General features: G+C 30.3%; 10 protein-coding genes. 4 read left to right on the top strand and 6 right to left on the bottom strand.

Annotation, left to right across the window (positions count from 1 at the left end; translation table 11 throughout):
* Positions 1-38: 38 nt before the first annotated feature.
* From IEW75_RS11200 to bglX, 4 genes are read left to right on the top strand one after another with little or no spacing between them, the layout of a single operon-like run.
* Positions 39-1,142, top strand: a complete 1,104-nt coding sequence (locus tag IEW75_RS11200; protein ID WP_134246519.1) for an SGNH/GDSL hydrolase family protein — start codon at positions 39-41, stop codon at positions 1,140-1,142.
* A gap of 9 nt (positions 1,143-1,151) precedes the next feature.
* Complete coding sequence (locus tag IEW75_RS11195) at positions 1,152-2,528, top strand: sialate O-acetylesterase (RefSeq protein ID WP_134246518.1); 1,377 nt, start codon at positions 1,152-1,154, stop codon at positions 2,526-2,528.
* 26 nt (positions 2,529-2,554) lie between these two features.
* Positions 2,555-3,934, top strand: a complete 1,380-nt coding sequence (locus IEW75_RS11190; protein WP_134246517.1) for a GH1 family beta-glucosidase — start codon at positions 2,555-2,557, stop codon at positions 3,932-3,934.
* Between the two features lie 34 nt (positions 3,935-3,968).
* Positions 3,969-6,248 (top strand): beta-glucosidase BglX, encoded by a 2,280-nt coding sequence (gene bglX / locus IEW75_RS11185; RefSeq protein WP_134246516.1) that lies wholly within the window; start codon positions 3,969-3,971, stop codon positions 6,246-6,248.
* Between the two features lie 134 nt (positions 6,249-6,382).
* On the opposite strand, the gene IEW75_RS11180 is transcribed toward bglX, so the two are convergent.
* The 6 genes from IEW75_RS11180 to IEW75_RS11155 are packed head-to-tail and all read right to left on the bottom strand — an operon-like array spanning position 6,383 to position 14,670.
* Positions 6,383-7,717, bottom strand: coding sequence for a glycoside hydrolase 5 family protein (locus IEW75_RS11180; RefSeq protein ID WP_134246515.1), 1,335 nt, complete (start codon positions 7,715-7,717; stop codon positions 6,383-6,385).
* 8 nt (positions 7,718-7,725) lie between these two features.
* On the bottom strand, positions 7,726-9,288 hold the full coding sequence (locus IEW75_RS11175) for a glycosyl hydrolase (protein ID WP_134246514.1): 1,563 nt from the start codon (positions 9,286-9,288) through the stop codon (positions 7,726-7,728).
* Positions 9,289-9,291: 3 nt separating this feature from the next.
* Positions 9,292-10,473, bottom strand: coding sequence for an AGE family epimerase/isomerase (locus tag IEW75_RS11170; RefSeq protein WP_134246513.1), 1,182 nt, complete (start codon positions 10,471-10,473; stop codon positions 9,292-9,294).
* Positions 10,473-11,654 carry a glycoside hydrolase family 130 protein gene (locus tag IEW75_RS11165; RefSeq protein ID WP_134246512.1) on the bottom strand — a complete coding sequence of 394 codons (1,182 nt, stop codon included), beginning with the start codon at positions 11,652-11,654 and terminating at the stop codon, positions 10,473-10,475. The genes IEW75_RS11170 and IEW75_RS11165 overlap by 1 nt, the downstream gene beginning before the upstream one ends.
* Positions 11,655-11,666: 12 nt before the next feature.
* Positions 11,667-13,505 (bottom strand): sodium:solute symporter family protein, encoded by a 1,839-nt coding sequence (locus IEW75_RS11160; protein ID WP_134246511.1) that lies wholly within the window; start codon positions 13,503-13,505, stop codon positions 11,667-11,669.
* Between the two features lie 13 nt (positions 13,506-13,518).
* Complete coding sequence (locus IEW75_RS11155) at positions 13,519-14,670, bottom strand: glycoside hydrolase family 26 protein (protein WP_134246510.1); 1,152 nt, start codon at positions 14,668-14,670, stop codon at positions 13,519-13,521.
* Positions 14,671-15,096 lie beyond the last annotated feature (426 nt).

Genomic DNA, 15,096 nt, shown 5'->3' with positions numbered 1-15,096 from the left:
TTTAATTTTAAATATTTAATATTTAATATTTATTATATATGAAGTTCCCTAAAATTTTTGCAACTATAATAATAGTTTTCGTTTTTTTTATTGGATGTAATAAGAATAAAAACAGCAGCTTAAATTTTTATTCCCCTGAAAACAAATTATTTACATATTACGGAAGGTTTGAAATATTACAAGATAATTCTGTCGCTCTAATCAGTTCAGCATCTTTAGTTGAATTTATTGTTGAAGGAAATTCATTAAATATAAAACTTAAATCTGCTAATAATACACATAATTATATTGCTATTTCAATTAATGAACAGTATCAAAAAAGATATAAAATTAATTCAGATTCTATTACAAACATCTCAATATATTTATCTAAAAACCAACAAAATAAAATTCAAATTTTTAAAGCTACTGAAGCAGCTAGTGGAGCTGTAATTTTTCATGGTGTTGAGGCCCAAAAAGTGATTTCAGTTCCCAAAAAAAAGAAACGTACAATCGAATTTATAGGTGATTCGGTTACTTGTGGTGCTGCAGCCGATCCAAGCTATGTGCCTTGCGGCGAGGGAGAATATTTAGATCAGCATAATGCCTATTTAGCGTATGGTCCAAGAATTGCTAAAGCGCTAAATGTTAATTTTATGTTGAGTTCGGTTTCAGGAATTGGAATATATAGAAATTGGAATGATGAAAACATTGAAGAACCTATAATGCCAGAAGTCTATGAAAATTTATATTTAAATAAAGATAATTCTAAAAAATATGATTTTTTAATAAAACCAGAAATTGTAAGTATTTGTTTAGGAACAAATGATTTATCAAATGGTGATGGAATTAAACCTCGCTTACCTTTCAACAAAGAAAAGTTCGTCGCTAACTACATAGATTTTGTAAAAACAATTTTTAAACGTTATCCAAATACTAAAATTGTTTTACTTAATAGTCCGATGATTACTGGTGAAATAAATGATTTATTGATTTCTTGTTTAGAAAAAGTTCAAAATTATTTTGCCAAAGACAATAGATCAATATTAATATTTGAATTAGAAAAGGCATATAATAATGGTTGTACAACACATCCAAATATTGACGATCACAAAGATATCGCGGATACATTAACTCCTTTTTACAAAAATATTCTTAAATAATATATTGAAATGTTAAATAGATTTATATACGTATTATTGCTGTCGGTAAATATTTCATTTGCAAATGTAATTATTCCTGCACAATTTTCAGACCATATGGTTTTACAACAAAATGATGATGTAAAATTTTGGGGATGGGCAAATCCAAACGAAGAAGTTTTTATACAGCCATCTTGGACTTCTGAAATATATAAAACAAAAGCAAACAATCAAGCTTTATGGGAGTTAAAAATAAAAACACCAGATGCTGGTGGACCGTATATCATTAAAATTAATGGATATAATGAGATAATTTTAAAAGATGTTTTAATTGGTGAAGTTTGGTTGTGTTCTGGGCAATCTAATATGGAAATGTCTGCCGCTTGGGGTATAAAAAATGGAGATGAAGCAATTAAAAATGCAAGTCACCCAACTATTCGCTTTTTCACAGTTCCAAAAACTTCAGCAATCTCACCTCAAAATAATTTACATGGAAATTGGGACGTTTGCTCCCCTGAAACAATGAAAAATTCAAGTGCTATTGCTTATTATTTTGCACAAAGATTACAAGAGGATTTAAAAGATGTCCCTATAGGTTTAATGGTTTCAGCTTGGGGAGGAACCCCAGCAGAAATTTGGATGCCAGAAGAGGTAATTGAAGAAAATAAAATTTTGAAGGAAGCTGCAAATAATTTAAAACCAACAGAATGGGGGCCAACTAAACCTGCGCGAGCATATAACGCAATGATTCACCCGTTAGTTGGTTATGAAATAGCTGGTGTGCTTTGGTATCAAGGCGAATCAAATGTTGGAGCCTCTAATTATGATAAAACTCTTGAAGCATTAATAAAATCTTGGAGAGCTAAATGGGAAAATGATTTCCCGTTTTATTATGTTCAAATTGCACCGTATGATTATGGAAAAGATCATTTCGGCGGTGTAGAAATTCGAGATGCTCAACGTAAAGTTTTAGACAAGGTTTCTAAATCTGGAATGGTGGTTATTTGTGATGTTTCACCAACAAATGATATTCATCCAAAAGATAAAAAACCAGTAGGAGTTCGATTGGCAAATTTAGCTTTAGCAGATTATTATAAAACCTATTTTAAAGAAGTAAATGGACCTTTATTTAAAGGAGTTTCTATTAAAAAGAAAAATGTTGTTGTTCACTTTGACAATGCTGAAGGACTGTATCTTACAAATAAAAACACATCATTATTTGAAATTGCGGGTGAAGATAAAATATTTTATACGGCAAAAGTAAAATTAAAGAAGAATGAAATAACCATTTCTTCAAAAAGGGTTAAAGCACCAAAATTTGTCCGATATGCTTGGGGAAATACAAGTGTTTCAAACTTATTTAATAAAGTAAATTTGCCAGCATCAAGTTTTACAACAGAATATTAAACAAAACTTATTAAATAATTAAGAGTATGATTAAATTTCCAAATGATTTTATTTGGGGTACTGCAACTTCTGCTTACCAAATTGAAGGGGCTCATAATACTCATGGTAAAGGACCATCTATTTGGGACTCTTTCTGCACTATTCCAAACAGAATAACAAATAATGAAAATGGAAATATTGCCATAGATCATTATCATCATTATAAAAAAGATGTTACATTATTAAAATCACAAGGATTTAAAGCCTATCGTTTTTCAATTTCTTGGTCTAGAATAATGCCAGAGGGTAAAGGTGAAATAAATGAAGAAGGAATTCAATTTTATTCAAATTTAATAGATGAATTGCTAGCAAATGATATTGTTCCTTGGGTAACATTATACCATTGGGATTTGCCATTAGCACTACAAATGGAAAATGATGGCTGGTTAAACCCTAATATTATCAATTATTTTGAAAACTTTGCAAAAGTTTGTTTTGAAAGGTTTGGAGATCGTGTTAAAAATTGGATTACTTTAAATGAACCTTGGGTTATAGCAATTTTAGGCTACGGACAAGGTGTTTTTGCACCAGGTAGAATTTCAAATTCTGAGCCTTATTTAGCAGGGCACCATTTAATATTAGCACATGCGCAAGCAGTAAATTTGTATAAAACAAAATTTAAATATCAAAAAGGTTCTATTGGAATAACAAATAATGGTGATTGGAGAGAGCCTCTTACTAAAAATCATTCTGACATTGATGCAGCAGAACGTGCTCTGCTATTCTTTTTAGGATGGTTTGCAGATCCAATTTATTTAGGAGATTATCCTCAAGTAATGAAAAATAGACTTGGTGATAGATTACCAAATTTTACTGAAAATCAAAAGAAATTAATTAAAAATTCTTCAGATTTTTTTGGACTCAATCATTATACAACAATGTATGTTGCTAATGACGATCATACTGGGGAAGTAAGTAATGTTTATGGTAATGGCGGAATTTCTGAAGATCAAGATGTATTATTATCACAAGATAAAGAGTGGACTTTAACTGCATTTAATTGGGCAGTTGTTCCTTGGGGTTGTTACAAGTTATTGGAATGGATTAGTAACAGATATAATCATCCCAATATTATTATAACGGAAAATGGCTTTGCTTGTAATGATACATTAAAAGAAGAGGGAGTTGTAAATGACCTTGACAGGTTAGATTATTTTAAACAATATTTAGAGGCTTGCAATAAAGCAATTGCCAATGGAGTAAAATTAAAAGGCTATTTTGCCTGGAGTCTCTTTGATAATTTCGAATGGGCTTCTGGTTATTCAGTTAGATTTGGAATAAACTATATAGACTATAAAACACTTAAAAGAATTCCGAAAGCTTCAGCAATGTGGTTTAAAAAAATCATTAAAAATAATGGCTGGTGATATTTTAAACCCAGTTTAAAAATACTTTTAACAAATGAAAAGAATACTATTATTAACTGCTATCAGTTTATTTTTTACAAGGTGTGAGTACGCAAAAAATCAAACATCGAACAATACTAAAAAAAGTATTGAGTATAAGATTGATTCTCTTTTAAAAATAATGACTATTGAAGAAAAAGTCGGTCAAATGAATCAATACAATGGTTTTTGGGATGTTACTGGTCCTTCACCAAAAGGAGGTAGTGCTGAACTTAAATATGAGCACCTTAGAAAAGGGTGGGTTGGATCTATGCTAACTGTTAGAGGCGTTGAGCAGGTAAAAGCAGTTCAAAAAATTATTACAGAAGAATCTAGATTGGGGATTCCGTTAATTATTGGATTTGATGTTATTCACGGTTATAAAACATTAAGTCCTATTCCTTTAGCTGAAGCTGCAAGCTGGGATTTAGAAGCTATAAAAAAATCGGCAAGTATTGCCGCTAATGAGGCTTCAGCATCAGGAATAAATTGGACATTTGGCCCAATGGTTGACATTTCTCGTGATGCACGCTGGGGAAGAGTCATGGAAGGAGCAGGAGAAGATCCATTTTTGGGAAGTAGAGTTGCTGAGGCAAGAGTAAAAGGATTTCAAGGCGATGATTTAGCTGCTGATAATACTATCGCAGCTTGTGCAAAGCATTTTGCAGGATATGGTTTTTCTGAAGCAGGAAAGGAATATAATACTGTTAATATTGGAACATCAACATTACATAATGTTATTTTACCTCCGTTTAAGGCAGCAGTTGACGCAGGTGTTAGAACATTAATGAATTCTTTTAATGAGTTAAACGGTGTGCCTGTCACTGGTAGCTCATACTTGCAAAGAGATATTTTAAAAAATAAGTGGAAATTCAATGGATTTGTAATTTCAGATTGGGCTTCAATTTCTGAAATGATTACTTGGGGGTATGTAAAAGATAAAAGGGAAGCTGCAATAAAAGCAGTTACTGCTGGCTCAGATATGGATATGGAAAGCCATACATATATTCAAGAATTAGCTCAATTAGTTAAAGATGGTGTTGTTTCTGAATCACTTTTGGACGATGCAGTAAAAAGAATTTTACGTGTAAAATTTGAATTAGGTTTATTTGAAAATCCTTATAAGTATTGTGATGAAAATCGTGAAAAAGAAACTATTGGAAATAAAGAAAATAATGATGGTGTCTTAGATATGGCAAAGAAATCTATTGTTCTTTTAAAAAATGAAAATAATTTACTTCCATTAAAAAAAGAAGGTCAAAAAATTGCATTAATTGGAGCCCTAGCTGCAGATAAAGATAGCCCTTTAGGTAGTTGGAGAATTGCATCTGAAAACAACACTGCTGTTTCAGTTCTGGAAGGAATGCAACAATATAAAGGAAATTCTTTAGTTTATAAAAAAGGTACTGATGTAATTATTGGAGAAGCTACTTTTTTAAACGAGGTAAAAATTAATACAACTGATAAAAGTGAATTTGCTGAAGCCATTGATGCGGCTAAAAGCGCAAATGTTGTAGTAATGGTTTTAGGAGAACATGGATTTCAATCTGGAGAAGGAAGAAGTAGAACAGATTTAAACTTACCTGGTTTACAGCAAGAGTTATTACAGGAAGTTTTTAAGGTAAATAAAAATATTGTTTTAGTGTTACAAAATGGTCGTCCACTAACTATTAATTGGGCAGATAAGCATATTCCCGCTATTGTTGAAGCTTGGCAATTAGGAACTCAAACAGGTAATGCAATTGCTCAAGTGTTGTATGGAGACTACAATCCTAGTGGGAAATTACCAATGACATTTCCAAGAAATGTAGGACAAATCCCTATTTATTACAATTATAAAAATACGGGAAGACCTGTAGATAAGGATAAAAATGTATTTTGGTCACATTACAGTGATGTTGAAAATACACCTCTCTATCCATTCGGTCACGGGTTGAGTTATACCACATTTAAATATTCCGATTTAAAAATAAGTAACCCTTCCTTTTTAATAGGTGATGAAGTTAAAATATCCGTAAAAGTTAGTAATACAGGGAATAAAGATGGTAAAGAAGTTGTACAATTATATATTAGAGATTTAGTTGCAAGTATTACAAGACCAGTAAAAGAATTAAAAGGTTTTGAGTTGGTTGAATTAAAAGTAGGAGAAACTAAAACAATAAATTTTACATTAAATAATGAAATTTTAGGGTTTTTTGATAATGAAGGTAATTTTATTGTTGAGCCTGGAGCCTTCATGGTATTTGTTGGGGGAAGTTCTATTACAGAACTTGAAGCAGATTTTGAACTAAAATAAATCTACACTTTACAATAAATTAATAAAAAAATAAGGGAGTTACTCCAAAAGTAAACTCCCTTATTCAAACTTAACTAAATGGTAATTTTATTATAAATCAGTCGAAAGCTACCTGTAAAAATTCAACCTTTAAACTATTCAAACAATTTAATATTAGCCTCTTTTATTATTTCTAATGTTGAAACATCAGAAGTAAATACAGAGTTTAAACCTTGTGGTTCTTGAGGTGGATCTGCCGTAAAATCATCACCATGTAGCCATTTTCCATTTTCCGCATTCGTTTTAGCATAACCTGCAAATCCCCAGAAATTTAAACCTGCTAATTCACCACTATTTATTTTACTCTCATTAATCTTTTCAAAAATAGCTTTATAAAAAGTATTTCTATTTTCAACTGAAGCATCTAGAGATAAACTTTCTTTTTTACGAGGAAACCCAAATTCTGACATTACAATTGGTTTTTGAAGTTTTTTAGAAACCACAATATGTTCATCCATATAAGCAAATGCTTTTTCTATAGATAATAGTGTTGATTCTTTTTCGTTATTAATATCATACCAACCCCAGTTTTTTGGCCACATATGCATTGTTAAATAATCAATATCTTTATTAGCATGCAATCTTTCATACATATTTATATCTTGTAAAAATCCATGTTTTCCTTCGGTTCCAGTTGAAATTAAATGTGTTGAGTCTAATGATTCTATAATTGAAACTGTTTCATTTAACCAAGTACCAAATGCTTCTTCATGCTCTGGAGTCATTAATACTCTTGGCTCATTTGCAACTTGCCAAGACATAATGGTATTATCGTCATTATACTTTTTTCCTGTGTATGTATTTGTTCTTCCAATAATAAATTTTAAATGCTCATAAAATGCTTCTTTACAAGGTTCACAAGAATGAAATTGCTTGGTGTAATTCATATATTGATCCCACGTATGTTCTTCTAAAAATGGGTTAGGAACTGTTCCGTAACCATTCCACTCAAGATATTGAGACATTCCACCAGACCAAATCCAGTTGTTATTTAAATATAATACAGCATACATATTTCTTTTGCGCATTTCTGCCATTAAGAAATCTAAACCATCCAATAAATCTTCGTTGTAAACACCTTGTTTCGGTTGTAAAGCTGGATGCACTCTAGAATCTTCTCCAGCTCCTTCAGCTCCAACTAAAATACGTAGGTTATCAATACCTACTTCTTTCATTAAATCTAATTCTTTTATTAATCGGTCTCTATCGCCAATATTTTTTGCCGCAATTAGAGGTCCATACCAATAATTTGTGCCTACAAAATAATAAGGATTTTCTCCTTTAAAAAATTGAGATCCTTTTACAGATATAAGTTCAATGTTGTCTTTTGAATTTTCACTCTCTTTTTGAGCTGTTTCTTTACTATTATCTTTACAAGAAATAAGTAAAAAAATACTTAAAAATAAAAGGATTGAGTTGTTAATTTTCATTGTATTTGTTAATTAGGTAAATTGTACATGTCAGGTAATTCATTTTGCAATAAAGCACCCTCTTTATTTGTAAATTCAATAAAATCAGCAGCATCTGATGTTCCTGGAGTTGGAGTATAGTAACCATCATTGTTGTTATTCCAATACATAACAAAGCTTATTTCAACATCATTATTTGTTAAAGTGCTATAGTAATATGTTGAAAATAAATTGGCAATTGGATTTGTTCCACTGGTAACTCGGTAACCCGTTTCAGTTAAAGCCGCAATTTTAACTTTATCAATAGCTAGATCAGAAATAATTTTAAGTCTGCTGTTAGCTCTATTTGCACCAGTTTGACCTTGATTATTAAAATCACCGTAATTATCCATACCCAAAATATCTACATATTCATCGCCAGGATAACGTTCTAAATAAACTATTTCTGAATCGTAATGATTGTCTGGTGAAAATGCAAATAGCATATTATTCACTTGTTTTTCATCACGCAAATATTCAACAGTAAATTGATATAATTGAATATATTCAGCGGCAGTACAGTAATTTTTACCCCACCAAAACCAACTTCCATCAAACTCGTGAAATGGTCTAAAAATAATTGGAACTAATTTACCATCTGAACCTACCATTCCTTTTGTTACTTCAGCTACTTTATCTAACTTGCCTTTGTAGTAATCATGATTAGCACCACCAGGTAAAATACTTTTTAAAGCATTCTCTCTTTGAAATTCAGTCATGTCATCTGCATAAAAATGGTCTCCTTCATAAGGTTCTCTTAAATGCCAGCAGAAAGTATTTACCATTCCTTTATTATAAGCTTCAATAGCGTCAGCTGTAATGATTTGTTCTTGTTGGTAAAACCAGTTTGAAGAATTTCCATTATTATTATCATCGGTAATAAACATAAAATCAGAACCTAATAAACCTGGATCACTACCTGTTGTTTTTTTAATATCGGAAGCTCCAGTATTGTCATTATAAAAAGAATTAAAAGCATCTTGTTGCCCAATTATAAAACTAGTTTTAGACACTGTTTTTAAGTTATAAAACAGGGCTACAGTTTCATCCGTTGCATTTGGATTTACCATATATGATCTGGTTTCTTCTGGTAAAAGAATGAATTCTTCTATAACCACAGGCTTATCTTCAATGGTAACAATAGCTTTATTAGAAGCGCTTATAGTTACATTATTATTGTTTGTACTTGATAGTGTAATAATAACAGTTTCATCGCCTTCCTCTTCGTTATCCTCTATAATAACAACTGGAATTGTATAGGTTGTTGTTTCTTTAGGAATTGAAATACTACTCGCAATAGTTTCATAATCTGTTCCATTTATTGCACTTCCAGATATTGAAAATGAAACATTTGTAACCGTGCTAAGAGACTTACTTAAAGTAATTTTAAACTCTCCATTTGTTGCAGGTTCTGATCCTGAAAAACTTGTTGTAATTTTAATAGTTGCAGTTTCAATTTGTGGATCAAGATCTGGAGTATCTGAACTTTCAGAACAACTATTCAAAAAAGTTATAGAAACAATAAATAGTAATAATATTAGATTTTTTTTCATTTTTTAATTGTTTAATACAATGCAGGCTCTGGAATTATGATAAGGAGCTTTCCACATTCCAATTTTGTATTCACTTGTATACGATTTTCCATTTTTATCAACTCTCCAAAACCACTCACCATTTTTATGGTCAATGATTTTTGTTTGAATAAAATTTAAAATTTTAGATAATATTAAAAGGTATTTTTCATCACCAGTTATATTATAAGCATATCGAAGTCCAACCAGCGCTTCGGCTTGTGGCCACCAATGTTTGTCACTGTCTAAAACATTTGTTGCGGGCTCAAATTCATTCATAACACCTCCATCAACATCTATACCATGTTTTATAAAAGTATCAGCAATTAACACAGCAATCCTCTCTGTTTCCGACAGTAATTCTTTATTTTCAATAACCTTTGCAGCCTCTATTAATAACCATGCTGTTTCAATATCGTGACCGAAAGAAATAACACTACTTTTCAAATTCCATTGTTCGTCGAAAAATAAATTTAAGTTATTATTTGAGTTTAAAAATTTGGTTAAAAATAAATTTATAAGTTCTGAAAGATCATTTTTTAATTTTTCGTTTTTATAAACTTTATAAAGATTTGTATAAGCTTCTAAAACATGTAAATGAGTATTCATTGTTTTAGCCTCATTCTCATCTTTATCACTTAATCTCATATCTTCAATTGGAGACCAATCTTTATTAAACGCTTCAATATATCCTTTATATGTAGTGTCTCTGGCATTTTTTTCAATTAAATTATAGAGTTCTATAGCCCAATTGATGGCTTCTTTATTTTTTGAAAACATATAGTATTCAGACAATGCATATATCATAAATGCTTGTGCATAAACTTGTTTTCGGGTATTTATAGGATTTCCTTTGAAGTCTAATTCCCAATAAACACCGCCAAATTCTTCATCGTTAAAGTGAGTTTTTAAATAATTATAAGATTGTTCACAAATCGAATTATAGGCATCGGTTTTTAAATGATTTGAAGCGGCTGAGAACGACCATAAAATACGAGAATTTAAAATTATTCCTTTTGATGCATTAGGTATAAGGTTATTATTATGATCACGTTCTCCTACAAAACCTCCATTTATTTCATCAATAGTATTTGTACTCCAATATGTTAGTATATTTTGAAGCTCCTTACCTAATTCAATGGATACTTTTTCTGCTAATGGATGCATCAATATAATCCTTTATTTTTTTCAATTAAATCTAAAATTGTTTGAACTGAACCTGCTGATGTAAATGTATCTTCAGGACTGTTTGTTACATAATCAACTAATTTTTCAACTGAAGAAACTGCAACGTGCATTCGAGTATCTGATGATGCATAGTAAATATAAACAGAACCATCTTCATTTTCAATCCAACCATTTGTAAATAAAACATTGGAAACATCACCTAATGTTTCTTTATAATTTGGTGCCATAAAATAACCTGCAGGATGATGAATAACTTTAGTAACATTATCTAAAGCAGTCATAAACATATATAAGGTATATCTTAAACCAGCTGCAGTATTACGAACCCCATGAGCTAAATGTAACCAACCTTTTGATGTTTTTATAGGTGCAGGACCTTGTCCGTTTTTTAATTCATAAACAGTATGATATACTTTATTTGTGAATATTTTTTCATCTGTCACAATTGGGTTTGTTATGTCTTTTACATAACCAAAACCAATTCCACCGCCACTTCCAATGTCAATAAATCCATCTTGTGGTCTTGTATATAAACCATATTGTCCGTTTATAAATTCCGGATGTAAAACAACATTACGTTGTTGACCAGTATTTGATACCAAATCAGGTAATCGTTCCCAGGTTAATAAATCTTTTGTACGTACAATTCCTGCATTAGCAATAGCAGAACTTGTATCTCCATCAGGAGCATTTGGGTCTTTTCTTTCTGTACAGAAAATACCATAGATCCAACCATCTTCATGTTTAGTTAAACGCATATCATATACGTTTGTATCTGGGTTTCCTTTAATTTGGGGAATTACACAAGGTTTATCCCAAAACTTAAAATTATCAATACCATTAGGGCTTTCAGCTATTGCAAAAAATGATTTTCTATCATTTCCTTCAACTCTTGCACATAATAAGAATTTACCGTCTATTTTAATTGCACCTGAATTAAAAGCAGCATTAATCCCAATTCTTTCTTGACCAAATGGATTTGTTTCAGAGTTTAAATCATACCTCCAATGTATTGGTGTATGATCTGCAGTTAATACAGGGTTTTTATATCTTTGATAAATTCCGTTTGTTTTTGAAACAGTTTTATTTTTTCTGCTAATTAATTTAGCGTGTCTTTTTATGATATTATCAAGAGTTTTAATCCTCATATTAAGTTCCATCTTTTGTATTTTTTAATCTAATTTTTCATTTAATTTATTCCACCAAAATTTTTTCAATAATAATAAACATACTACCAATACAGCTAGTGAAATATATGCAGGGGTACTTTGTCTAAAAATTATATACATTGGTATAATTACCAATGCAGTTTGTGCAACAATACCAATTGCTACATTAAACATATCTAATTTAAAGTCTTTATTCTTTTTAAAGTTTGGATTTTCTACAACCAAAAGATCATTAATTGGCCCCCAGAAACCCCAAGGTCTCACATTTTTATAAAAATCTTTCAATACAGCTTCTTCAGTTGGAGGTGCAGAATAAGTTCCAATGATACTTCCAATTATTGATACTGCTAATAATACAGGAAATAAGTACAATTCGTTTTCTACATGAATTAACATTGGAGCAAAATAAGCTGCTAATAGTCCGGCAACCATTCCCCAGAAAAATCCTTCACCATTAAATCTCCACCAGTGCCATTTTAAGATATTTGCAGCTACATAACTACCGTATAATACAGATACAATTATGTTTAATACTGAATTTACATCTTCAGCGAAAAAACCTAAAACAATACTAACTACAACAACTACAACACCAGTTAAATAGTTCATGTTTTTAATTTGATTTGTGGTAGCGTTAGGTTTTGCATATTTTAAATAAATATCGTTAACCAAATAAGCTTGAGCAGCATTTAATGTTCCTGCAAAAGTTGACATAAATGCGGCAATAAGTCCAGCCAATAGTAATCCTAATAAACCAACTGGAACAAATTCTTTTATTGCTGTTGGTAGAATTAATTCGAAATCAATATTGCCAGCAGAATTCATTAAATCTAATTTTTCATAATAAATTAATGCTAAAGCGGCAAAACCAGCAATCATTAAATATCTAATTGGCATTAATATTACAGATACAAACCCGCTCATTTTTGAAGCTTCAACTGCATTTTTAGTAGATAATATTTTTTGCATATCGTATGTTGGAGCAGGTCCAGCAATACTTACTAGAATTCCTTTAAATACCATCATTATAAAGAAGTAGGTAAATAAACTATACCCATCAGACCTTATTTTATCATTTACTTCTGGGATAATTTGTGCCCAATCCATATTTAATTCAAAACCAAAGAATGGACTTAACCAGCCATCAGGCACGTTTAAGGTATGTTCTCCAATTGCTTGGAATCCTAAATAACCAATTACTAAAGCAGCAACCGTCATAATTGCAAATTGAACAACATCTGCCCAAACAATACCAGACATACCACCTAATAATGAATAAAATACAGCAAAAAGAGTAAAAATTACACCATAAAAATGAGGAACATATTCTGGAGTAACTGTAAAAGGAACATAGTTACTAACAACCTCCCAAGGAATAAATATTTCAATAAATTTTCCTAAACCTATAAACCCATATGCTAAATAACCCAAACAAACTACAAGAGCAAAAACGACAACAATAATATGAGATAGTTTTGCGCCTTTACCAAATCCGAAACGTGTCCCAATCCATTCAGCACCAGTAGTTGCATTAGATCGCCTCAGCCACTTAGAAAGATAAACCATTAAAAATATTTGATTAAAAACTGGCCAAATCCAAGGTAACCAAGCACTTTTAATTCCGTAAACAAACATTAATGTAACGAGCCAAATGGTACCTGAAATATCAAACATTCCAGAAGCATTAGAAAGACCAAGCATGTACCAAGGAATAGATTTTCCTCCTAGCAAATAGTCGTCTTTACTTCGTTGTGCTCTTTTTCGAAGTATTAGTCCTATTATAACTATTGTAACCAAATACAATAATATAATAAGTATATCTATAGAACTGAGTAGATTCATAAATTTAGTTAAATTAATTTTTTATTTTTTTCACATCTTTTAAAAAGAGTGTTTTAGGAAGCTCTTTAAATGCTTTGAAATCCGATTCACTTGAATGGCCCTTGTAAGGCATATAATGATGAGTTTCTACATGATTTCTCCATATTAAAACCCACGATATTCCAGAGTTTTCAATACTTGGATATAAGACTTTAGTAAACCATTCTTTAGTTGGAATTTTTTCTAGTCCAGTTTCAGTAAATGCAAATAACTTTCCTTTCTCTGTGGCTATTTTTTTAACAAGTTTTAAATCGTGAACAACGGATTTCATATAATCATCAGAGTTATTAAAGTCATAAATATCTATTCCTAAAATATCAACAAACTCATCTCCAGGATAATACCTCATATAGTCGTCATTTGGATTTAATTTGTTTGGAGAATATGCATATAATAGATTGTGTACATTATGTTTATCTCTTAATTGCACAACTGTTTCTCGCCATAATTGAATGTAGTCCTCAGAGCTACAGTTACCTGCACCCCACCAAAACCATGAACCATTCATTTCGTGAAAAGGTCTAAAAATAATTGGAATTAATTCACCATTAACTTCTAAAGATTTAAAAAAAGTTGCAACTCTTGAAATCCATAATTCATATTTATCTCTATGCGTACCTTCCTTAATAATTTCTGATACAGCAGGTGTGCTATCCCAAGAATCTCCGCCAGATACCGGATTATCAACATGCCAACTTACTGTAATTATTCCATCATTTTTATAAGCATCAATAATAAGTTTTTTCATATCATTAAAAGGAACTGCATCTAAATTTTTATCATAAGAATGTTCAATTCTCCCAATATCAAAGCCATAAACTGCAGGAAAATCTCCTACTACTTCATTAACATCGCTCTTAATTATTCTTGAATTGTCTCCATATCTCCAACCTAAACCATAAGAAGTTGCATCTTGATGGCCAATTGCAAACCCATTTTTTGAAATTAAAGATAGTTTTTTGTGTAATTTAATGGTGCTAGTGGAAGCAGATTTATTAACAACGGTAGGTTTTTTAAATTTATGTTTACTTATCGGATCACATGAGTATATGTTAATCAAAACAATTAAAAGTCCTAAAGTTTTAAAAAAGTGGTTTTTAATTTTATATTTAAAAAAAAATATCATTTTTAATAATTTTTTAATTGTTGAATAAAAATATATCAATCTATATTGAATGTGAATTACAATTTTCAAATTTAGTTATATACTTAACTAATTGTTGATATTATTTTATCAAAACGCTAAAGTATAATTTCATTTTGTTAATTTTATTTGAAATACATATTTATATTCTTTGACTTTAATGCATATGATTTATAATGAATTATATTAATCTTGAACTTTATATTATTAGATGATAAAATAATAATGTTTTTAGCAAAAAATGACTAGATGAAATTATTTTATCGATATATGACAAAATAATATTAACATAAACTTAGCAATTGAATTAATTTTGAGTTGTTAATTAAATACACAAACTTGTTAATTATATATACAATAATTTAATGTATTTAAAAATTAAAATTAATTAGCAAAAACATCAAAAAA

It is taken from the genome of Lutibacter litoralis, from assembly GCF_014646675.1.
Taxonomy (GTDB): Bacteria; Bacteroidota; Bacteroidia; order Flavobacteriales; family Flavobacteriaceae; genus Lutibacter; species Lutibacter litoralis.
The sequence above is the reverse complement of the archived record's forward strand: the minus strand, read 5'-3'. Positions and strand labels throughout refer to the sequence as shown.